Annotated in this window: 21 protein-coding genes and 1 pseudogene; 4 read left to right on the top strand and 18 right to left on the bottom strand. The window is 67.3% G+C overall.

Features of this window, described 5'->3' with window-relative positions:
* Positions 1–42: 42 nt before the first annotated feature.
* The 10 genes from AT701_RS07310 to AT701_RS07265 form a co-directional block, all read right to left on the bottom strand.
* Complete coding sequence (locus AT701_RS07310) at positions 43–897, bottom strand: SHOCT domain-containing protein (RefSeq protein WP_058125553.1); 855 nt, start codon at positions 895–897, stop codon at positions 43–45.
* 31 nt (positions 898–928) lie between these two features.
* A complete protein-coding gene (locus AT701_RS07305) occupies positions 929–1,846 on the bottom strand; it encodes a cutinase family protein (protein WP_003892791.1) in 918 nt (305 codons plus the stop codon).
* Between the two features lie 89 nt (positions 1,847–1,935).
* Positions 1,936–2,841 carry a hypothetical protein gene (locus AT701_RS07300; protein WP_223495432.1) on the bottom strand — a complete coding sequence of 302 codons (906 nt, stop codon included), beginning with the start codon at positions 2,839–2,841 and terminating at the stop codon, positions 1,936–1,938.
* Positions 2,842–3,090: 249 nt separating this feature from the next.
* Entirely contained in the window at positions 3,091–4,281 is a 1,191-nt protein-coding gene (gene tuf, locus AT701_RS07295) for an elongation factor Tu (RefSeq protein WP_003892789.1), read from the bottom strand.
* An 89-nt stretch (positions 4,282–4,370) separates the two neighbouring features.
* Positions 4,371–6,476, bottom strand: a complete 2,106-nt coding sequence (fusA, locus tag AT701_RS07290) for an elongation factor G (protein ID WP_081319411.1) — start codon at positions 6,474–6,476, stop codon at positions 4,371–4,373.
* A 70-nt stretch (positions 6,477–6,546) separates the two neighbouring features.
* The gene (gene rpsG / locus AT701_RS07285) at positions 6,547–7,017 is read right to left on the bottom strand and encodes a 30S ribosomal protein S7 (RefSeq protein ID WP_003892787.1); all 471 of its coding nucleotides are present in this window, start codon (positions 7,015–7,017) and stop codon (positions 6,547–6,549) included.
* On the bottom strand, positions 7,017–7,391 hold the full coding sequence (rpsL, locus tag AT701_RS07280; RefSeq protein ID WP_007167812.1) for a 30S ribosomal protein S12: 375 nt from the start codon (positions 7,389–7,391) through the stop codon (positions 7,017–7,019). Before rpsL ends, rpsG begins: the two co-directional genes overlap by 1 nt.
* A gap of 283 nt (positions 7,392–7,674) precedes the next feature.
* Positions 7,675–8,295 carry a TetR/AcrR family transcriptional regulator gene (locus AT701_RS07275; protein ID WP_003892785.1) on the bottom strand — a complete coding sequence of 207 codons (621 nt, stop codon included), beginning with the start codon at positions 8,293–8,295 and terminating at the stop codon, positions 7,675–7,677.
* A 120-nt stretch (positions 8,296–8,415) separates the two neighbouring features.
* The gene (locus tag AT701_RS07270; RefSeq protein ID WP_003892784.1) at positions 8,416–8,937 is read right to left on the bottom strand and encodes a DUF3558 domain-containing protein; all 522 of its coding nucleotides are present in this window, start codon (positions 8,935–8,937) and stop codon (positions 8,416–8,418) included.
* Between the two features lie 2 nt (positions 8,938–8,939).
* Positions 8,940–9,521: a DUF3558 domain-containing protein gene (locus tag AT701_RS07265; RefSeq protein ID WP_003892783.1), complete on the bottom strand. Its 582-nt coding sequence runs from the start codon at positions 9,519–9,521 to the stop codon at positions 8,940–8,942.
* Between the two features lie 180 nt (positions 9,522–9,701).
* On the opposite strand from AT701_RS07265, the gene AT701_RS07260 reads away from it, so the two are divergent.
* A complete protein-coding gene (locus tag AT701_RS07260) occupies positions 9,702–10,079 on the top strand; it encodes a DUF3060 domain-containing protein (protein WP_003892782.1) in 378 nt (125 codons plus the stop codon).
* Positions 10,080–10,109: 30 nt separating this feature from the next.
* Positions 10,110–10,520, top strand: a complete 411-nt coding sequence (locus AT701_RS07255) for a DUF3060 domain-containing protein (protein ID WP_003892781.1) — start codon at positions 10,110–10,112, stop codon at positions 10,518–10,520.
* 4 nt (positions 10,521–10,524) lie between these two features.
* Here AT701_RS07255 and AT701_RS07250 read toward each other — a convergent pair whose 3' ends face one another.
* On the bottom strand, positions 10,525–11,682 hold the full coding sequence (locus AT701_RS07250) for an iron-containing alcohol dehydrogenase (protein WP_058125552.1): 1,158 nt from the start codon (positions 11,680–11,682) through the stop codon (positions 10,525–10,527).
* Positions 11,683–11,809: 127 nt separating this feature from the next.
* On the opposite strand from AT701_RS07250, the gene AT701_RS07245 reads away from it, so the two are divergent.
* Entirely contained in the window at positions 11,810–12,700 is an 891-nt protein-coding gene (locus AT701_RS07245; RefSeq protein ID WP_058125551.1) for a LysR family transcriptional regulator, read from the top strand.
* A 93-nt stretch (positions 12,701–12,793) separates the two neighbouring features.
* On the opposite strand, the gene AT701_RS07240 is transcribed toward AT701_RS07245, so the two are convergent.
* The 5 genes from AT701_RS07240 to AT701_RS07220 are packed head-to-tail and all read right to left on the bottom strand — an operon-like array spanning position 12,794 to position 18,159.
* The gene (locus tag AT701_RS07240; protein ID WP_058125550.1) at positions 12,794–13,558 is read right to left on the bottom strand and encodes a crotonase/enoyl-CoA hydratase family protein; all 765 of its coding nucleotides are present in this window, start codon (positions 13,556–13,558) and stop codon (positions 12,794–12,796) included.
* Entirely contained in the window at positions 13,555–14,268 is a 714-nt protein-coding gene (locus AT701_RS07235; protein WP_058127564.1) for a PaaX family transcriptional regulator C-terminal domain-containing protein, read from the bottom strand. The genes AT701_RS07240 and AT701_RS07235 overlap by 4 nt, the downstream gene beginning before the upstream one ends.
* A 30-nt stretch (positions 14,269–14,298) precedes the next feature.
* Complete coding sequence (locus tag AT701_RS07230; protein ID WP_058125549.1) at positions 14,299–15,237, bottom strand: crotonase/enoyl-CoA hydratase family protein; 939 nt, start codon at positions 15,235–15,237, stop codon at positions 14,299–14,301.
* Positions 15,238–15,283: 46 nt separating this feature from the next.
* Complete coding sequence (locus tag AT701_RS07225; protein ID WP_011727643.1) at positions 15,284–16,939, bottom strand: acyl-CoA dehydrogenase family protein; 1,656 nt, start codon at positions 16,937–16,939, stop codon at positions 15,284–15,286.
* 53 nt (positions 16,940–16,992) lie between these two features.
* A complete protein-coding gene (locus tag AT701_RS07220; RefSeq protein WP_058125548.1) occupies positions 16,993–18,159 on the bottom strand; it encodes a hypothetical protein in 1,167 nt (388 codons plus the stop codon).
* A gap of 58 nt (positions 18,160–18,217) precedes the next feature.
* Here AT701_RS07220 and AT701_RS35630 point away from each other — a divergent pair.
* Positions 18,218–18,550: pseudogene (locus AT701_RS35630) on the top strand (cupin domain-containing protein); the annotation flags it as partial.
* On the opposite strand, the gene AT701_RS07215 reads toward AT701_RS35630, so the two are convergent.
* Together AT701_RS07215 and AT701_RS07210 are read right to left on the bottom strand one after the other, a co-directional pair.
* Complete coding sequence (locus tag AT701_RS07215; RefSeq protein WP_011727640.1) at positions 18,488–19,699, bottom strand: phosphatase PAP2 family protein; 1,212 nt, start codon at positions 19,697–19,699, stop codon at positions 18,488–18,490. The pseudogene AT701_RS35630 and the gene AT701_RS07215 sit on opposite strands and share 63 nt — an antisense overlap.
* Before the next feature lie 93 nt (positions 19,700–19,792).
* The gene (locus AT701_RS07210; protein ID WP_011727639.1) at positions 19,793–20,545 is read right to left on the bottom strand and encodes a deoxyribonuclease IV; all 753 of its coding nucleotides are present in this window, start codon (positions 20,543–20,545) and stop codon (positions 19,793–19,795) included.
* Positions 20,546–20,574: the final 29 nt, after the last annotated feature.

Raw genomic sequence — 20,574 nt, 5'->3', positions numbered from 1 at the left:
CGCTCGCACGCGGTGGACGTTACCACCGTAGGGTGCCGGTATTTACAGATCAGCAATTATCTGCTGACGTTTGGCCGTGTACTCGGCCTCGCTGATTGCGCCGGTGGCACGCAGGGTTTCGAGCTCCTGCAGCCGCTGCGCGGTCGACATCGACGGTGCCGCGTACGGCGCCGCCGCAGCGGGTTGCGGCGTCGGCTGGCCGGCCGGCTGTGGCACGCCCTGCGGTGCGTTGCGTTGCGCGGCTGCACGGCGGACCACTCTCTGAACCTGTTCGCGGGCAACTGGGTTGGCGCGCAGATCGATCATGTTGTTCATACCGATGTTGTGCGCCTTGAGGATCTGCAGGATCTCCAGCAGGGGTTCGGTCTGCCCGGTGAGGTCGTAGGTGGTGTTGTCCTCGGCGATGGTGAACGTGGCAGGCATCAGACCGCTGACCAAACTGCTTCTGTCCCAATCGATCCGGTACTCGTGTGTGGTGGGGTCGACGACGGCCACGAGCTTGCGGTTGGTGATCATCGGGAGCCGCGCCACCGATGCCAGCACGCGGTCCTGGCTCGCGAACGGCGCGATCCCCGGCCCGGAGATCTGCAGGTCGAGCTTCACCAGTGGCCGCTCGTTGATCCGCGTGTTGGTCTCATGGATGCCGACCACCTGCGCGAGTGCGATCACCCCGTTCTGTTCGAGATCCTGGTGCTTGGCGGCCGACCGGGTGCCCATGGCCGTGATCGCCAGGGCGATCAGCACGTCGAGGGCCGTGATGAGCAGACCTGTCCAGAACATCCACTTGATCAACGGGCTGCCGCCGCTGCCGAAGTAGATCACCAGGAAGATCGGCCCCACGATGCCGCAGAGCAGAACGAAGGCCTGGATGCGGAGATAACGCCACAGGGTCGACATCCTCTGCTCCTCTCGGCCTGGACGAGATAGATCAGCCTAACGTCGGAGCGGGCTCTTCGGCGGGCTGAACAGAGGTTTCGGTGCCGGTCAGCGGGTTCTGCGGTGATGCCTGCAGCGTCGGCGCCTGCGGTCCGGGCACCGGCCCCGTCGGGATGGGCACCGTCGGGTTGGGCACCGCCGGGTTGGTCACCGTCGGCATCAGCAGCTGATACAGCGGCCAGGTCCACGGCTGTGAGGCGCTGCGGGCGTAGCTGGTGTGCACGGCGATCGCGGCCGCGGTGACCTCGTCGGCGTCGGGGTCGTAGTCACACACGGCATCCCCGCGATCGCACACGCTGATCGTGCGGCTGCCGACGGTCGGCGGCAGCGGCGCCGGCGCGTGGGCCAGGATCGGCCAGTCCTGTGCCACACCCTTTCCGGCGCCCGGCACCATGGTCGCGGTGCCGAGGTTGATCGTGGGGTCGGTGGGCAGCCGGTCGCCGTCGGCGACCAGCAGCGCAGCCGCCAGGTTGGGGCTCGTCGCAAGTGCGTGCAGGTTGCGGTGCACGACCATCGCGCCCTGCGAGTAGCCGGCCAGGACCACCTTGCTCTGCGGGCAGCGCTGCGTGAACGCGGTGTACTGGTTCGCCAGCGCCGCGACACCGGTGTCGACACTGCTCATGAACCCGCCCCAGCCGAGCAGATCACCGTCGGCGGGCACCTCGACCGCGGGGTAGACGACGGGTTCTGCGGTCATGGTCCGGCCGTCCTGGGCCACGAGCCGCGAGATGTCCTGCAGGGAGCGGTAGACCACGCGGCCCATGCCGCCGTTGAGAGTGGGATTGTCGCGCTCACCTGAGCCCGCGACGCCGATCCAGTGCAGGTCAGGGCAGTCCGGAGCGGCCGAGGCAGGCCCGGCCAGTCCGATCACCGTGCTCCCCAGCACGGCCGAGGCGGCCAGTGCCCACATCCGTCGCAGCATTCGTTTCCCCCAACCCGTGTAACAGACCTACGCCAAAGACGTCGCCTCAGCGGCCCCATGTGTTACACGCGCGACGGTCAGAACGGGAGCCCGATGGCCCGGGTGATGCTCGGAAGCTGGGCGAACGGGTCCTGGAACTGCGGGATCTGAGGCGGCGGAATCTTGGTCCAGTCGATCGGCGGCAGCTGGGGCGGCGGAATCTTGGTCCAGTCGATCGGCGACAGCGCCGGTGGCGGAACCATAGACCAGTCCACCGTGGGCAGGCCCGCGCCTGCCGCAGCCGTCGGCCCCAGCAGCAACGCCGCGAGCCCGTCCGCGGGAGGCACCGCGGGGTTCTGGCCGGGAATCTGTCCGTTCTGGTTCACCCACGCGACGAGAAGTTCCCCCAGGATGTTCATCGCTCCGTTGCCGACCCACCCGGTCGTGCCCGTCACGGTGCCGACCACCGCGTTGACAGCGGGCTGGGCGTTGGCGACCGCGACGGCCTGCTGCCACTGCGAGTTGACCTGTCCGAGGTCGAGCGCCGGCCAGGCGGGATTGGTCGCCGACGCCGGACCTGACGCGGCCGGCGCCGGTCGCGGAACCGCCGGCTGGCGTGCCGGTGCGGCCGATCTGGCGGGCGCCGTGAAGATGTCGCCCAGTCCGCCGCTGAGATCGGCAGGAGGTGCCGCGGCCGGTGTGGGCGCCGTCGACGGCGACGCCGGCATGAGCACCTCGGGCGCCAGCGAGCGGGCCGCGATCGGTTGTGCGGGAGCCGGAGTCGTCGGCGCGGCCGGGGCCGGTGTGGACGGCGACGCGGCAACCGTGTCCTCGAGCGGGGCGGTATCCGCCTGCTGTGTGGTCACGGTGACCAGCGCTGCGACCGCGACCACGGCGACCGTCGTCGAGATACCGGCGAGGATGCGCGAAGGAGTGAGTTGACTGCGGATCAGCTCGACGCGCCCTGGGGTTGAATCGGCCACCGACGGAATCGGTTCGGTCACATCGGCGTCCACGCACTACCTCAACTTCTCGGAAAATTCGTTAGTCACGACAATAGTCGCCATCGGCCGATGGCGCGAAATCGCACCGGATGTGCTGCACCGGCGTCGAGCGTGCGACGTCATCCGCACGACGCGGCGCGTCGCGTATGAAACCGCACGCTCGGCAAGGGCGTTCGGCGACGCGTTGCCGAAAAAGCAAGCGGCGCCCACCCTTTCGGGTGAGCGCCGCTCGTTTTGGCTGAACCTAGATCACTTGATGATCTTGGTGACGCGGCCGGCGCCGACGGTACGGCCGCCCTCGCGGATCGCGAAGCGCAGGCCCTCGTCCATGGCGACGGGCTGGATCAGCTTGACGGAGATGTCGGTGTTGTCACCGGGCATCACCATCTCGGTGCCCTCGGGCAGGGTCACAACGCCGGTCACGTCCGTGGTGCGGAAGTAGAACTGCGGACGGTAGTTGTTGAAGAACGGCGTGTGGCGGCCACCCTCGTCCTTGGACAGGATGTAGACCTGGCCCTCGAACTCGGTGTGCGGGGTGGTGGTGCCGGGCTTGACCACAACCTGGCCACGCTCGACGTCCTCGCGCTTGATGCCGCGGAGCAGCAGACCGACGTTGTCACCGGCCTGGCCCTGGTCGAGCAGCTTGCGGAACATCTCGACACCGGTGACCGTGGTCTTGGTGGTCTCCGGGCGGATGCCGACGATCTCGACTTCCTCGTTCACGTTGATCACACCGCGCTCGACACGGCCGGTGACGACGGTGCCACGACCGGTGATCGTGAAGACGTCCTCAACGGGCATCAGGAACGGCTTGTCGGTCTCGCGGACCGGATCCGGGATGGACGCGTCGACGGCCTCCATGAGCTCCTCGACCGACTTGACCCACTTGGGATCGCCCTCGAGCGCCTTGAGCGCCGAGACGCGGACCACGGGGGCCTCCTCGTCGAAGTCCTGGGCGGCCAGCAGTTCGCGGACCTCCATCTCGACGAGCTCGATGAGCTCCTCGTCGTCCACCGCGTCCGACTTGTTCAGCGCGACCAGGATGTAGGGCACACCCACCTGGCGGGCCAGCAGCACGTGCTCGCGGGTCTGCGGCATCGGGCCGTCAGTGGCGGCGACCACCAGGATCGCGCCGTCCATCTGGGCGGCACCGGTGATCATGTTCTTGATGTAGTCAGCGTGACCGGGGGCGTCGACGTGTGCGTAGTGACGCTTGTCGGTCTGGTACTCCACGTGGGAGATGTTGATGGTGATACCGCGCTGACGCTCTTCAGGCGCATTGTCGATCTGGTCGAATGCGCGCGATTCGTTCAAATCGGGGAACTTGTCGTGCAGAACCTTGGTGATAGCCGCGGTCAGCGTGGTCTTGCCGTGGTCAACGTGACCGATGGTCCCGATGTTGACGTGCGGCTTCGTCCGCTCGAACTTCGCCTTCGCCACTGTTGTGTCCTCCTGGACTTGTTGGTGCTTTGGTTAAAGCAGATGTTGATGTGTTCAGTTGTGCGGTCTCGCTGGGCCGACGGGCCAGATTACTGGCCAGTCGCCTTCGCGATGATCTCCTTCGACACGTTCGCCGGGACTTCGGCGTACGAGTCGAACACCATGGAGTAGTTCGCCCGGCCCTGCGTCTTCGACCGGAGGTCGCCGACGTAGCCGAACATCTCCGACAGCGGCACCTGCGCCTTGACGACGCGCGCACCGCTGCGCTCCTCCATGGCCTGGATCTGACCACGGCGGGAGTTCAGGTCACCGATCACTTCACCCATGTAGTCCTCGGGTGTGGTCACCTCGACCGCCATGATCGGCTCCAGGATCACCGGCTGAGCCGCCTGAGCGGCCTTCTTCAACGCCTGTGAACCCGCAACTTTGAACGCCATTTCCGAGGAGTCGACCTCGTGGTAGGCGCCGTCGAGCAGCGTCACCTTCAGGTTCACCAGCGGGTAGCCGGCGAGCACGCCGTACTGCATGGCGTCCTGGGCGCCCGCGTCCACCGAGGGGATGTACTCGCGCGGGATGCGGCCACCGGTGACCTTGTTCTCGAACTCGTAGGTGGCACCGTCCTCGCCGACGAACGGCTCCAGATCGATGAGCACCTTCGCGAACTGGCCCGAGCCACCCGTCTGCTTCTTGTGGGTGTACTCGACCTTCTCGACCTTGCGCTTGATCGTCTCGCGGTAGGCCACCTGCGGCTTGCCGACGTTGGCCTCGACCTTGAACTCGCGACGCATGCGGTCCACGAGGATGTCCAGGTGCAGCTCGCCCATGCCGCCGATGACGGTCTGGCCGGTCTCCTGGTCCAGGTGCACCTTGAAGGTCGGGTCCTCTTCGGCGAGCTTCTGGATCGCGGTGCCCAGCTTCTCCTGGTCACTCTTGGTCTTGGGCTCGATGGCCACCTCGATGACCGGATCCGGGAAGGTCATCGACTCGAGCACGACCTGCTCGTTCGGATCGCACAGCGTGTCGCCGGTGGTGGTGTCCTTCAGACCGATCACGGCGTAGATGTGGCCGGCGGAGGCCCGTTCGACCGGGTTCTCCTTGTTGGCGTGCATCTGGAACAGCTTGCCCAGCCGCTCCTTCTTGCCCTTGGTCGAGTTGACCACCTGGGAACCGGATTCCACGACACCGGAGTACACGCGGACGTAGGTCAGCTTGCCGAAGAACGGGTGCACCGCGATCTTGAACGCCAGCGCCGAGAAGGGCTCGTCGACCGACGGCTTGCGGCTGATGACCTCGTCTTCCTTGCCGGGCACGTGACCCTGCACGGACTCGACGTCCAGCGGCGACGGCAGGTAGTCGATGACCGCGTCGAGCATGGGCTGCACGCCCTTGTTCTTGAACGCGCTGCCGCACAGCACCGGGTACAGCTCGCTGTTGACCGTCAGCTTGCGGATCGCGCCCTTGATCTCGTCGACCGAGAGCTCCTCGCCACCGAAGTACTTCTCCAGCAGTGCCTCGTCGCTCTCGGCGACGGTCTCGAGCAGCTTGGTGCGGTACTCCTCGGCCTTGTCGGCGAGGTCCGCGGGGATGTCCTCGACCTCGTACTTCTCACCGAGGGCGGTCTCGCCGCGCCACACCTTGGCCTTCATCTCGACCAGGTCGATGATGCCGATGAAGTCGTTCTCGGCACCGATCGGCAGCTGGATCACCAGCGGCTTGGCACCGAGGCGCTCCTCGATGGTGCGCACGGTGAAGTAGAAGTCCGCGCCGAGCTTGTCCATCTTGTTGACGAAGCAGATACGCGGCACGTCGTACTTGTCGGCCTGCCGCCACACCTGCTCGGACTGCGGCTCCACGCCTTCTTTGCCGTCGAACACGGCGACCGCACCATCGAGCACGCGCAGCGAGCGCTCCACCTCGACGGTGAAGTCGACGTGGCCCGGGGTGTCGATGATGTTGATCTGGTTGTTGTTCCAGAAGCAGGTCACAGCCGCGGAGGTGATGGTGATACCACGCTCCTGCTCCTGCTCCATCCAGTCGGTCGTGGAGGCACCGTCGTGCGTCTCACCGATCTTGTAGTTGACGCCGGTGTAGTACAGGATGCGCTCGGTCGTCGTGGTCTTGCCGGCATCGATGTGCGCCATGATGCCGATGTTGCGGACCTTGTTCAGGTCGGTAAGCACGTCCTTCTGTGCCACAGAAGTCTTCTCTCTCGCTTCGTAGATGTGTGGTCATTGCGCCGGCGGCAACACTGCTCGCCGGCGGCTATCACCAGCGGTAGTGCGCGAAGGCCCGGTTCGCCTCGGCCATCTTGTGGGTGTCCTCACGCCGCTTGACGGAGGCGCCGAGGCCGTTGCTGGCATCGAGGATCTCGTTGGCCAGACGCTCGACCATGGTCTTCTCACGACGCTGACGGGAGAAGTTCACCAGCCAGCGCAGCGCCAGCGTGGTGGAACGATCGGGCCGCACCTCGACCGGGACCTGGTAGGTCGCGCCACCGACGCGGCGGCTACGGACCTCGAGGGCAGGCTTGACGTTGTCGAGTGCGCGCTTCAGGGTGACGACCGGATCGGTGCCGGTCTTCTCGCGGGCCTGCTCGAGCGCGCCGTACACGATGCGCTCAGCCAGCGATTTCTTGCCCTCGAGCAGGACCTTGTTCACGAGCTGGGTGACCAGCTGCGAGCCGTAGACGGGGTCGTTGACCAACGGACGCTTCGGCGCGGGTCCCTTGCGCGGCATTAGCTCTTCTCCTTCTTCGCGCCATAGCGGCTGCGGGCCTGCTTGCGGTTCTTCACACCCTGGGTGTCGAGCGAACCGCGGATGATCTTGTAACGGACACCGGGCAGGTCCTTCACACGACCGCCACGCACCAGCACCATCGAGTGCTCCTGAAGGTTGTGGCCTTCACCCGGGATGTAAGCGGTCACCTCAACCTGGCTGGTCAGCTTCACGCGCGCGACCTTCCGGAGCGCCGAGTTCGGCTTCTTCGGAGTGGTGGTGTAAACGCGCGTGCACACGCCGCGACGCTGCGGGCTGCCCTTGAGGGCCGCGGTCTTCACCTTGGCGATCTTGTCGCGGCGGCCCTTGCGGACCAGCTGCTGAATGGTTGGCATGTACCGGCTTTCTCTGTGTTGCTTCTCTTGTTCTTAAGTCTCTGTACTGCTGTTTTCACCCGTCTGCGTCCCCCGCGTCCGGGCGTGTCGCACGCGTCCGCATCGGTTCGGACCGATGCGTGATAGACATGCGAATTGGCCCGGCGTGCGGGCACGCTTGCGTACAGGATCAGCCGCAGGCGCCTTTCGGGCCAGGCACGATCCACCACAATACCAGGGCCGACCGCGACGAAACAAACTCGTGCACGGCGGTCTAATCGCAGGTCAGACAGTGAGGTCCACCCTACGCTTCGCGACGCTCCATCCCGGAGGCCAGGCGCAGCAGCATATCGGTGAAAACCGCGTCGGTGTCGACGTCGTCCATGACGCCCGTCATCTCCAGCAACACGAAGCCGTGCAGGGCTGACCAGAACTCCAGCGCAGCGTAGAAGGCCTGCTCACCTTCGAGCCCGAACGACGCGAGCACCTCGATGACCGGTGCCGCGGCCGCCTTGGTGGCCGCCGAGTACTCGGGGTCGTCGTCACCGAACGGCATCCGGGTGAACGCCGAGTACCGCCCGGGATGGTGATGTGCGTAACTGCGGTAGGCGCTGGCCATGGCGATCACGGCGTCGTCGCGCGTGCGGCCCTCCCCCACCCGGTTGAGCATCGAGATGATGTCGTCGATCACGCGCATCCGTACGGTGCGGCGCAGATCATCGAGGCTGTGCACGTGGTTGTACAGCGACGGGCCCTTGGTGCCGAGCTGGTTGGCCAGTGCGTTGATGGTCAGCGCGTCCCAGCCCTCGCGGTCGAGGAACGTCAGTGCGGCGTTGACGATGGTGTCGCGGCTCAGGCGAGTGGTCCGGGTCGCGCGCACGTGGCCGCGGCGGCTCCCCGAGGAGGGTTCCGGCCGAACGGACATGCGCACTACCTTCTCTTCTGGCTTTCTTCCCGGACCTGTCGTCCGGGCGGCACCGGTTTCGGGTCGCCGTGAAACTCTAGCCCCTGGCGGTTGGTGTGACGGTGTGGCGCGCGCGGCGGATCAGTTCACCCGGTCCTGACTCAGCTGCGCCAACTGCTCGATCACGGTGCACAGGTCGGGCAGCGCCGCGGGGTTCATCGTCTGGATCGACCAGGTGATGACGTCGCCGCCCTTAGCCACGTAGATGCTGCAGACGTTGGTGTCGGCCGCCTTGAAGCCCTTGTTGCCGTCGAGCGACAGTTCGGTCAGGGTGCGTCCGGCGTTCTGTTCCAGGGTGCGCTCGGTGTCCATGTCGCTGCCCCGGTACCACCACGTCGAGATGCCCATGCCTGCCCCGAACGTGCCGAGCATGGTGTTCTCCTGCCAGAAGCATCCCGTGTCGCTGACCACCGCTTTCTCGAACATGCCGGATCCGACGGCCTTGTCGATGTCGGCGTCGGTGACGCCGTTGCAGTCGACCCCGCGAAAACCCGGGGCCGCGGTGGGTGACTGTTCGGCCGGCGCCGGGTCGTGCGTGCCGCACGCTGCGATCAGCACCGGGAATGCGGCCACTGCGGCCGCCAGACGGACCTGGCGACGCATGTCTACAGTTCCGACTGCAGGGTCCGCGACAGGAGCTTCTCGGCGTCCTTGCACGGATCACCGTCCTGCTTGCCGCGGAACTGCACCCACCAGCTGAGCACTCCGGACCCGGCGGCCGCGGTCGCCGAACAGGCCGCGCCGGTCACGTCACGCCGGGCCAGGAACGCCTGCTGCCGCTCGATCACGGTGTCGGTGATGGTCGCCTCGCGCTGCTCGGCCACCTCACGTTCACGCTGCAGGGTTCCGGTTTCGAACCAGGAGAACACGACGTCGATCATCGCGGGCCCGGCCCCCGACTCCTGACCTTCATCGGGTCCGGGCTCGGGCTGGGTCTTGCGGGAGAGCACGTACTGGCACACCGCGCCGCTGTAGGGGCGGACGACGTTGTCGGCGCCGAGGATCTCCTGGACCGTGCTGTCGACGAGGAGGCCGCAACGGTCGTCGACATATCCGTAGCTGCGATTGGGGTCCGCTGGGTCGGACTGGGCGCGCTGCGCCGTCCCGGTGACGGTGTGCGAACACGCCGCAGCGGTCACAACGGCTGTGACCGCGACGGCAGCAGCCTCAACAACACGCCGGCACATCGCTCATCACGCTACCGAGCACCGCCGATCCCCGCGACCCTTCGCCTCACGCGGCGTCCAACCCGGCCCGGGGGTGGCGGGACTCGCGGGGGAACTGCCCAACCGCTGCCGGGTTCCTGTGACGGCCACGTACTCTTCGTTGCAGCAGACTTCTGGTCTGGAGCGGATGGAGGAAACACCGTGCATTGGATCGCCGTTGGCCGAATCGCCGTGTCCTGCGTCATCGCCCTGCCGATGGCCCTGGCCGTCGGGCTGCCCACGGCCGGCGCGAAGAACGGCGACACCCACATCACCGGACAGGGCGTGGAGCGGACGCTGGACTGCAACAACGCCACCCTGTTCGTGACCGGCACGGGTAACCACATCAACGCGATGGGAACCTGCTGGGCCGTCACGGTGCAGGGGTCGTCGAACGTCGTCGTCGCCGAGAACGTCATCAACGACATCACGGTGTACGGCTACGACCAGACGGTGTTCTACAAGAACGGACAGCCCGCCGTGATCGACCGCGGCCGGGAACTGCAGATGACCAACGTCATCGACCGCGTTCCCGCCTGAGGCGATCCGACGGAGAAAGCAGAGAAGCTCATGCGTGCGCACACCACCCGGATCCTCGGCACCACCGCGGCAGCGGTCGCGGTCCTGGGTCTCGCGGCCTGCGGTTCGGAAAGCTCTGACACCAACACGCCTTCGGCGACGGCCGGATCGTCCGGTGTCAACGTCGAGATCGGCAACACCATCAACTACATGTCGGTCGGCACCACCGCCGACATCGACTGCGCCGACGGCAAGTCCCTGACCGTGGGCGGGGCCAACAACACGCTGACCGTCAAGGGCACGTGCGCCAACGTCAACATCGGCGGCTCCGACAACAAGATCACGTTCGAGAAGATCGACAAGGACCTCACGGTCGTCGGCCTCAACAACACCATCACCTACCGCGACGGGGACCCCAAGATCAACAACACCGGCAGCGGCAACTCCGTCAGCAAGGGATAGTCCCTCAATAGATCTCGCGGTAGAGCGCGACGATCTCGTCGTGCGTGGGCACCCGCGGATTGTTCTGCGGCGAGCCTGACGCCAGTGCCTGCTCGGCTATGGTGGGAAGCCTGGCCTCCCAATCCTTCTCGTCGATGCCGTACGAGCGCGGGGTGGGCACCTCCACGTCCGCGCACAGCCGCTCGAGTTCGGTGACGAGCTCACTTGCCGCATCGCGGTCCGCGACAGCCGCGCCGACGATCCCCATCGCGCGGGCGCAGTCGGCGTACCGCCCGATCGCCGACTCGACCGAGAACCGGGTGACGGCAGGCAGCAGCATCGCATTGGACAGACCGTGCGCGACGTGGAAGTGACCGCCGATCGGCCGGCTCATGCCGTGCACGAGTGCCACGGAGGAGTTGGAGAACGCCATGCCCGCCTGCGTCGACGCGAGCATCATCGCCTCGCGCGCCTCGCGGTCGTCGCCGTCGACGTAGGCACGCCGCAGATGCTTCGAGATCGACTGCATCGCCGCGAGCGCCAGCGCATCCGAGAATCCGCCGGCGCGCCTGCTGACGTAGGCCTCGATGGCGTGCGTGAGGGCGTCGACACCGGTGTCGGCGGTGAGACGGGCGGGCATCGACACCGTCAGTTCGTAATCCACCACGATCGCGATCGGCAGGAACGACAGCCCAGGGCACAGCATCTTCTCGTCGGTCTCGCCGTCGGTGATCACCGTGAACTGCGTTGCTTCCGAACCGCTTCCAGCGGTGGTGGGTACGGCCACGATGGGCAGCGCCGGCCCGGTGTAGCTGCTGGGTGCCTTGTAGGAGGCGATGTCGCCACCGTTGGCCGAGAGCACCGCGAGCGCTTTCGCGGTGTCCATCGGTCTGCCTCCGCCGAACCCGATGATGCCGTCGGCTCGGTGGGCGCGAACGAGTTCCAGTCCGGCGGAAAGGGACTCCACCGTCGGGTCCGGCACGGTGTCGGAGAACACGGCGGCCGTGCTGCCCGCGGCGTGCAGCGTCTTGGCCAGCCGTTCGGCCTGCCCGGTCTCGACGAGGTAGCGGTCGGTGACCAGCACGGGCCGCGAGATGCCGAGGTCGGCGATGACCTCGCCGAGCGTATCTGCTGCTCCTGCACCGATTTTCGCGAAACGCGGAAGCGCGATGTTGGTCACCATGGGATCGTCCTCGGGTCGGGGTTTCGTGCGGTGCCCCCATGCTCTCGGCTCATTTGTGCACCCGTCAACAGCCATTCCCGCACGCGCTCGTGCAGATTTGCAGGTAAGGTGTGCGCCCATGTCGACGATGTTCAGTGCCGACAACCTGCGGTACTTCCTGGAGGTCGCACGGACCGGGCGGCTCAACGATGCCGCGCGCAACCTCGGCGTCGACCACACGACCGTGGGCAGGCGCATCACCGCACTCGAAAAATCGATCGGCGAAAGGCTTTTCGACAGATCTCCGGGCGGCTGGCAGTTGACCGAGGCCGGGGCGGATCTGTTTCCACGGGCCGAGACGGTCGAGTCGGCCGTCATCGCGGCCTACGAGACGCGGACGTCGGCCGGCCCCCTGACCGGGACGGTGAGCGTCGCGACCACCGACGGCTTCGGTGCGTTCGTGCTGGCTCCGCGTCTGGCCGACCTGCGACGCCGCCATCCCCACCTCGACATCGAGATGGCGACCGCGACCGAGCACCGGTCATTGTCCGCGCGGCATTTCGACATCGCGGTCACCCTGGAGGAACCGCCGTCGCGCGGCGTCCTGGTGCAGGCCCTCGCGGGCTACGACCTGCGGTTGTACGCGACGCCCGGATATCTCGACGACGCACCGCCGATCGACGAACTCGCAGACCTGGCCCGCCACACCCTGATCTGGTACATCGACGCCCTGCTCGACGTGGCCCCGTTGCGGATCCTGGGTTTGTTACCTCACAAGCAGCGCGTGGCGATCCAGACCAACAACATCACCGGCCACTGGCTCGCGGCGCGCGGCGGCCTGGGCATCGCGCCGTTGCCGCAGTACATCGCCGAATCCGATCCGGAGCTGACATGCGTGCTGCCGCACGAATTCTCGGTACGGCGCCGCTACTGGATGGTGATACCCCGCGAGCTACGTCAGGTCGGCCGGGTGCGCGCAGTCGCCCAATTCCTCAACGAGGTCGTGAACGACAACCCGTACCTGATGGCACCCGGCTGACTCTCAGAGCGCCCGGTGGCTGTGTCTGCTCGCCGCTCGCAACGCCACGGCGGAAAAATCGGCCCGAGACCGCCGTGGCGTTACGAGCGCGGATCACGCGTTCGCTCCGTGGCGGCCTGCGCCCGCGGCGAACCGTCCCGCCCCGTGCATGGCCTCGTCCTTGACCCGCGATATGGAGGCGAACTCGAAATCCATTGCCGCCTTCTCTGATTCGCCCCACTGGTGCAGAGCCGACAGGCGGTCGGCCCGCATGCACTGCTGGGGCAGACGCGCGAGTTCGGCGGCGAGTTCCTCGGCCGCCTGGCGGGCCTGCCCGGTGGGGACCACACGGTTGGCCAGCCCTATCGCATACGCCTCGGCTGCGTCGACCGCGCGCCCGGTGAGGATCAGGTCCATCGCGCGGCTGTGCCCGATCAGCCGCGGTAGGCGCACTGTCCCGCCGTCGATGAGCGGTACGCCCCAGCGCCGGCAGAACACACCCATCGTGGCGTCCTCGTCGACCACGCGCAGGTCACACCACAGCGCAAGTTCGAGGCCACCTGCGACGGCGTATCCGCTGATCGCCGCGATCACCGGTTTCGACAGGTCCATCCGGCTCGGGCCCATCGGCCCGGGACCTTCGCGGTGCACCTGGTTCGCCTCGGGCGTACCGAACGCCTTCAGATCGGCTCCCGCGCAGAATGTTCCGTTCGCGCCGGTCAACACCGCCACCGACGCGGTGTCGTCGGCGTCGAACTCCTCGAACGCGGCGAACAGCGCCGCGGCGGTCGGGCCGTTCACCGCGTTCCTCGCCTCGGGTCGGTCGATGATGACCGTGGTGACCGGGCCGTTGCGTTCGATCCGGACGGGTTCGCTCACGTCGCCTCCATCAGTTCGGTGCGGTCACGCCGCGCGACGAGTTCGGCGGCGAAGTCGTTGTACGCGGCGCGCAACGCCGCGCCCGGCCACGAGGCGGGCAGCAGATCGTCGGGCAGCACGGGATCGACCAACAGGTGGCGCACGATGCCCGCGGCCACCACGAACCGGGCGGGGACGTCGGTGGCGTCGGCCATCGCCTCGAGGAGAAGCTCGCCGGTGCGGGCCCATCCGGGTAGGTCCCACAGACGCGCGGCGAGGTCACGCGGGTTGTCGTCGCGGGTGCGCAACACCCGGACCCGGTCGGCGATCTCGCCGGGCAGCGCCTGGTCCAAGTTGTCGGGCCGCAGCCACACCCCTTCCCGTAGTTCACCGAACCGGTACTGCTGCAGGGTGTTGCGCATCCAGGCGCGCGTGCGGGCATCGGTGCCGACGCTGGTGACCACCACCGTGAGCCATTCGCCGTCGTGATCGTGCACCTTGGGGTCGATGGCGTCGTCCTGTCTGCGCTGACGGACCATCAGCCGGTCCGACAACCGGTAGCCGTCGGCCGATCGCACCAGATCCCCCGCGCTCACCATTCTGGTCAGCGCCACCCGCAGGGTCTGCTCGCGGATGCCAAAATCCGATGTCAGCCTGATCAATTCAGCCGAGCTCGCCCATGCCGGATGTGCACCCAGCATCACGCTGAGCACCACCGACCGAGCGGTCATCCGGCGCACGTCAGGCACGGTCACGCTCCCTCACACGTCCGAAGCGCTGCGTCCGTGGTCACCCATCGGCTCGTCGCGACGACGCACGGCCTCGCGGAACCCGTGCTCGCGGGCCGTCGCGACGAACGCATGTCCTTCCGGCGTGTGCCGGGCGATGCCGTCGAAGACGGTGCTGACCATCTGGCTGGTCGCCACGCCCTGGTTGAGCAGCGCCGTGTTGCATGCGAGCTTGGCCATGATCAATTGGTTGACGGGCATGGCCGCGATGCGTTCGACGAGGCGCTCGGTGCGCGCGTCGAGATCGGCCGGGTCGGGCGCCTCGACCGCCAGTCCCCACTCGGCGGCCTGCGCCCCGGTGATGCAATCCCCGGTGAACAGCAGGCGTTTCGCACGCTGGTCCCCCAGCCGGTGCGCCCACAACCCTGCGGCCGGTACGCCCCACACCCGCATCGGCGGGTAGCCGATCTTGGCGTCGGCCGCGGCGATCACCTGATCGGCGTGCAGCGCGATGTCGGTGCCGCCGGCCACGCAGTAGCCGTGGATCTTCACCACGGTGGGCTTGTCACAGTGCATCAGGCTCGCGAAGCCGCGAACGAATCGGCTCATCATCTGATAGTCGACCATCGGATCCCACGGCTCATCCGGAAGGTGGTTGAGCGCCTGTGTCTTTCCCGACAGCACGGTGCCCTCGTACGGGCTGCCGCCACCGGCAGACGACGAGCCTTCCGCGTACGCGCTCAGGTCGAATCCGGCGCAGAACCCCTCACCGCGCCCGGAGACCAGGATGACGTGGACGTCCGGGTCAAGGTCGGCCCGTTCGACGAGCGCCGACAACTCCAGGGGCGTGTCCGCGACGATCGCGTTGCCCTTCTCGGGCCGATTGAACGTGATGCGCGCGACCCGGTCCGTGACCTCGTAGGTCATGGTCTTGAGGTTGTCGAAGTCGACCGGCCGGATCGCGTGCGTCATGCGTCGTCCCCCTTGTTTCTCCCGGACTTTCCTTCGCGAGAGAAGATCACCCCTTGACCAGAGCGCGTTCGATGATGGGCGCGAGGTCCAGCCCGGTGGGCAGTGTGCCGAAGGCACTGCCCCACTGTCCGCCGAGGCGGCTGGCGAGGAAGGCCTCGGCGACCGCGGGGTGCCCGTGGCGCACGAGCAGCGATCCCTGCAGGGCGAGCGAGATGTCCTCGGCGACCTTGCGGGCGCGGTACTGGATGGTCTCCAGCTCACCCAGGTCACGCTGCAACGTCGCGACATGGGCGTCGAGACGCTCGTCGTGTCCGGCCGTCTGGCCGAGCTCGTCGAACAACACCTCGACGCACTCGGGACGGGTTGCCATGGCGCGCAGGGTATCCAGGGCGCTCACGTTGCCCGAGCCCTCCCAGATGCCCATGAGCGGCGCCTCACGGTAGAGCCGCGGCATGCCCGAGTCCTCGACATAACCGTTGCCGCCCAGGCATTCCATGGCCTCGGCCGCGTGCGGCGTCGCCCGCTTGCACACCCAGTACTTGCCCGCCGCCAGACCGATGCGGCGGAGGAGCTTCTCGCGCTCATCGCCGTGCACGGCCTTGTCGGTCGCGCCGGCCATGCGCATCGCGAGCATGGTGGCGGCCTCGGCTTCGATCGCGAGGTCGGCGAGCACGTTGCGCATCAGCGGCTGGTCGATCAGATAGGCGCCGAACGCCTTTCGGTGCTGCGCGTGGTGCACGGCACGCGACAGACCGTTGCGCATGCTGGTCGCGCTGCCCAGCGTGCAGTCGAGCCGGGTGAGGTTGACCATCTCGATGATGGTCGGCACGCCGCGGCCCTCCTCGCCGACCAGCCATGCCGTCGCGCCGTCGTACTCGACCTCGCTGGAGGCGTTGGCGTGGTTGCCCAGCTTGTCCTTCAAGCGCTGCAGGAACATCCGGTTGCGGCGGCCGTCGGGCAGGATGCGCGGGAGGAAGAAACAGCTGAGGCCGCCGGGGGCCTGCGCGAGCACCAGGAAGATGTCGCACATGGGCGCCGAGGTGAACCACTTGTGCCCGGTCAGCGTGTAGCTGCCGTCGCCGTTCGGGGTGGCCTGCGTGGTGCCGGCGCGCACATCGGAGCCGCCCTGCTTCTCTGTCATCGACATGCCCGCGGTGATGCCGAGTTTGGTGGTCGGGATCTTGAGCTCGGGATCGTAGACCCGGCTGGTGAGCAGCGGCTCGTAGATCTTGGCCAGTTCGGGGTTGAACCTCAGTGCGGGAACCACCGCATAGGTCATCGAGATCGGGCAGATGTGGCCCGGCTCGGGCGTCCACACCGAGGTCTTGGCGGCCCGCACCACGTGCGCACCCGGCCGGTCGTCGGCCCACGGCGCGGCGTGCAGACCGTAGCTGACGGCCACCGACATCAGCTCGTGGTAGGCCGGGTCGTACTCGACCTCGTCGATGCGGTGACCGTAACGGTCATGGGTGTGCAGGATGGGCCGGTTGCGGTCGGCGAGTTCGCCCCACCGCTGAGCCTGTCTGCTGCCACTCAGCGCGCCCAGCGCATGGACTTCATCGAGTCCCCACTCGCCGCCTTCCCGGATCAGCGCCTCGGTGAGCACGGGCGAGGTGGCGGGGTTGTAGTCCTCCAGCGGCGGCACCTGATTGGTGACGGCATGGGTGCCGGAGGAGGCAAGAAGCGACAGATCGTGTGCCATACGCGCCAGTGTTACAGTTTTTCGACAGTCGCACAATAGCCGTAATACAGTCCTCAGCGACCTGTGGGTTTCCGTTCAGCCGAGGTGTTGTCGGCCGAGCGCACACTGTTCAGCACAGTCTGGCCCTGCTGGTCGATGAGCCTGGTGAACAGTTGTTGCGCGTAGCCGAACACCAGACCCCACGCGACGATCTGCCCCGGGTTGTCCAGCGCGTTGAGTCCGGGGATGAACTGACCGCGCATCAGCAGCAGGCCGAGGACGGCCGTGAGCGCACCGGTGGGCAGCTTGAGCGCCGCGAGCGCGACCGGGATCCCGTACCGCTCCGACGAGCCTTTCACGTGGCTGATCATCGCGGCGGACGCGATCGCGGCCGCGAGAAGACCGACGAGCTCGATCACGACGACGTCCATCGGCGTGACGGTGTCGGCGACGACGTAGTCGATGTCGCGTGCGTTGGGCGGCACCGGCACACCGGCCCGCTGGGGTGTGATCGGCGGGGACTGATTGGTCGGGCACACCACGGTGATCTGGTTGGCGTCCCGCGGCGTGAAGCACAGCGGCAACAGCGTGGGCTGGTAGAAGGTGATGATCCCGAGCGCGACGGCCAGCAGCGACAACAGGATCGTGGTGCTCACCACGATGTTGCGAAAACTCCTGAGCCGCAGATTTTCTCGCATGCCCTCGGAGCTCGCCGCGCGCACGGTGGCGACGATCTTGTCGCGCTCCCGCGTGACGACGTCGTTCTGGGTCTCCCGGTCGAGGCCGGCGAGGCTCTTGACCAGACGCTCCAGTTCCTGGCGCCCCGGATCCGATGTCCGTAGGTGGCGCTGGACGTGTCGCAGCAGCGACGGCATCTGCCCGGCGAGGTACTCGGGCGGCGCGAGGTTGAGCAGTTGCGCCTCGGCGGCATCGAGGTTGCTCATCGAGCGTTCGAGCAGCGGCCCGTTGCGCCAGGCCCACATACGCCTTCCAGACGTCGCGCGTTTTCTGTCGGCCGCGTCCCGCACGGCCTCCAGATGACTCCTGATCGCCCCGGACAGCGCGCCGCCCACGTCGCGACGATTGCCCGGGGCAAGGTACTCGACCAGCGTCTCCAGTTCGTACGCACGCGTCAGAGCGCTCTCGCGCCACGCCACCCACACCGGTCCGCCGACGGGCCGCACGGCGTCGAACTGGGGTACGCGGGTCGCGTCCTCGACCGCGACCGTCGTGATCACCACGATGCCTCCTGCGGAGCGTCACACGAAGCGACTCATACGAGTCGTGTGAGCGGACCGTATGACCGGCCGAGGACGATCGGCACGCGTAGTGCGGTACCTATTTCGGTCTCCGCATACTGTTGCGATGACACCGAACACCGCCGTCGACACCACCACTCTCGAACTCGACCACGAGCCCGTGCCGGCCGAACAGGCAGTCAGCGGAGCACCGCAGACCGCGGCCGTCGCGCTCGACGAGTTCGGCGGCATGGAGGTCGGCGTGTGGGAGATGACGCCGGGGGTGATGACCGACGTCGAGGCCGACGAGGTGTTCGTCGTCGTCGCGGGTTCAGGTTCGGTCGAGTTCGCCGACGGCAGCCCCACGCTGCACCTGCGCCCCGGCAGCGTCTGCCGACTCAAGGCCGGCACCAGCACCGTGTGGACCGTCACCGAGACGCTGCGCAAGGTCTACCTCGCCTGACCGCCCACGCCGGAAGGCGTGGAACCGGTTGAAGACGAAGATCACCGTCGCGGCCAGCGCCCAGCCGAGAAGGATGTCGACGACGTAGTGCTCGGCCGTGTAGACCAGCGTGAACGCCATGATCAGCGGGTAGGCCACGAGAAGCGGACGCCACTTGCGGTTCACGCGGTACCACAGGAACGCCGCGACGCCTGCCGTGAGACCGGCATGCAGTGACGGGATGGCCGCGACGAGGTTCACGCTGGCCTGCCCCTGGTCGATCAGCGCGGTCGCGCTGTGCAGGTTCAGCTTGCCCCAGCCCCGCGTCACGATGCGTTCGATCCAGTCGTTGGCGCCGTCCTGGCTGCTCTGCATCGGCCCGAGCAGACCGCCGTCGGCCACACCGCGCGCCGAGCGGAACATGCAGCGCGGTCCGGACGGTCCGCCCTCGACGTCGCTGGGAGTGCAGCGCGCGGCCGCCCACGGCGGTGCCGCGGGCACCAGGGCGTAGATGGCCAGCGCCGCGAACGACAGCCCGACGAACAGCCGGACGAACTTCTTCCACTCCTCGCGGTCGCGCAGCCACAACACCCCCGCGACCACGTACGGCAGGATGAAGAACGACATGTAGACCGTGCTGATCACCACTTCCCACCACGGCGGATGCGGCAGCTTGAGGTGTTCCTGCAGCCACACCGTGGGCACCGTGCCGAAGAACAGCCAACGGTCGACGTCGACCTGCCAATGCCACAATGTGGGCCGCCCGATCAGCGTGGCCGCGCCGCGGCTCAGGTCGTAGGCGACGAGCACCAGGGCGAACGGCAGCCAGTCACGGATGACGTACAGCATGCGTTTGCCCTGGCCGATGCTCGCGGCGAGCAGCCCGGTGCAGATATAGAGCAGCAGCAGCTCACGGTTGAACGCGAATCCGTCGGTGACCGTGCGGTACACGATGACGGCGGCCCAGATCGCGATGGCCACATAACGCAGGATGCGCAGGATGCCACCGCGACGGGTCCGAGCCCGATCGCGGGTGTCGGCCGGGTCGCCGGTGGTTGGCTCAGGTCCCACACCTGTTGCCGAGTCCTCAACCGCGGTCACTTGGCGAACATTAGTTCACCTTGTCGTCACCGACAGTTCCGGCGAGGTTTCGTTTTCAAACCGTGTCGACGGGCGTGGCCCGGCTGCACGGGCCTAACCCGCGTGTTCGCGCAGGAACGCGATGTCGTCCTTGCGTCCTGCCTCGGCCGTCTCGCAGATCACGGGAGCGTCGGCGGCCTTGACCACCGCGGCCAGCAGCTGCGGATCGATCTGCCCTGCGCCGAAGTTGGCGTGCCGGTCCGCGCCGGAACCGGCCGCGTCGCGCGAGTCGTTGCAGTGCACCAGGTCGATGCGGCCCGTGATGGACTTGATGCGCTCGACGGCGTCGATCAGCGCCTCACCGGCGGCCCAGGCGTGGCACGTGTCGAGGCAGAAGCCGATTCCCTTGTCGCCGATGTGATCCCACAAACGGGCGATGGTGTCGAAGTGGCGGGCCATCGCGTGGTCGCCGCCCGCGGTGTTCTCCAGGTACACCGGCACATCGGTGTCGAGCGCGTCGAGCGCCTTGACCCAGCGGGTGAAACCGGCCTCCATGTCGTTGTCGTCGGCGTGGCCGCCGTGCACGATGACCGCGGTCGCGCCGATCTCGGCGGCCGCGTCACACGTGTCCTGCAGGATCTTGCGCGACGGGATGCGCACCCGGTTGTTGGCCGAGGCGACGTTGATCAGGTACGGCGCGTGCACGTAGAGCGGGATCGTCGAGGCCTTGAGCACCTCGGCGTCCTCGCGCGGCTTGGGTTTCTTCCAGCTCTGCGGGTTGCCGAGGAAGAACTGCACCACATCGGCGCCGTCGGCGGCGGCCGCGGCCAGCGGATCGGTGTTGTCTACATGCGAGCCAATGAGCACGGGGCCAGTCTAGTGACCGGCCCCGACAC

This window comes from Mycolicibacterium smegmatis, from assembly GCF_001457595.1.
Taxonomy (GTDB): domain Bacteria; phylum Actinomycetota; class Actinomycetes; order Mycobacteriales; family Mycobacteriaceae; genus Mycobacterium; species Mycobacterium smegmatis.
This window is presented reverse-complemented; position numbering and strand designations above follow the sequence as displayed.

Bases quoted from the DNA above. Each gene is read 5' to 3' on its own strand.
- AT701_RS07230 (WP_058125549.1), bottom strand. From the start codon at position 15,237: ATGACGCACGCGATCCGGCCGGTCGACTTCGACAACCTCAAGACCATG.
- rpsL (WP_007167812.1), bottom strand. From the start codon at position 7,391: ATGCCAACCATTCAGCAGCTGGTCCGCAAGGGCCGCCGCGACAAGATC.
- AT701_RS07305 (WP_003892791.1), bottom strand. From the start codon at position 1,846: ATGTGGGCACTGGCCGCCTCGGCCGTGCTGGGGAGCACGGTGATCGGA.
- AT701_RS07275 (WP_003892785.1), bottom strand. From the start codon at position 8,295: ATGTCCGTTCGGCCGGAACCCTCCTCGGGGAGCCGCCGCGGCCACGTG.
- AT701_RS07310 (WP_058125553.1), bottom strand. From the start codon at position 897: ATGTCGACCCTGTGGCGTTATCTCCGCATCCAGGCCTTCGTTCTGCTC.
- AT701_RS07255 (WP_003892781.1), top strand. From the start codon at position 10,110: ATGCGTGCGCACACCACCCGGATCCTCGGCACCACCGCGGCAGCGGTC.
- AT701_RS07270 (WP_003892784.1), bottom strand. From the start codon at position 8,937: ATGCGTCGCCAGGTCCGTCTGGCGGCCGCAGTGGCCGCATTCCCGGTG.
- AT701_RS07265 (WP_003892783.1), bottom strand. From the start codon at position 9,521: ATGTGCCGGCGTGTTGTTGAGGCTGCTGCCGTCGCGGTCACAGCCGTT.
- AT701_RS07235 (WP_058127564.1), bottom strand. From the start codon at position 14,268: ATGACCGCTCGGTCGGTGGTGCTCAGCGTGATGCTGGGTGCACATCCG.
- AT701_RS07225 (WP_011727643.1), bottom strand. From the start codon at position 16,939: ATGGCACACGATCTGTCGCTTCTTGCCTCCTCCGGCACCCATGCCGTC.
- AT701_RS07250 (WP_058125552.1), bottom strand. From the start codon at position 11,682: ATGGTGACCAACATCGCGCTTCCGCGTTTCGCGAAAATCGGTGCAGGA.
- AT701_RS07245 (WP_058125551.1), top strand. From the start codon at position 11,810: ATGTTCAGTGCCGACAACCTGCGGTACTTCCTGGAGGTCGCACGGACC.
- rpsG (WP_003892787.1), bottom strand. From the start codon at position 7,017: ATGCCGCGCAAGGGACCCGCGCCGAAGCGTCCGTTGGTCAACGACCCC.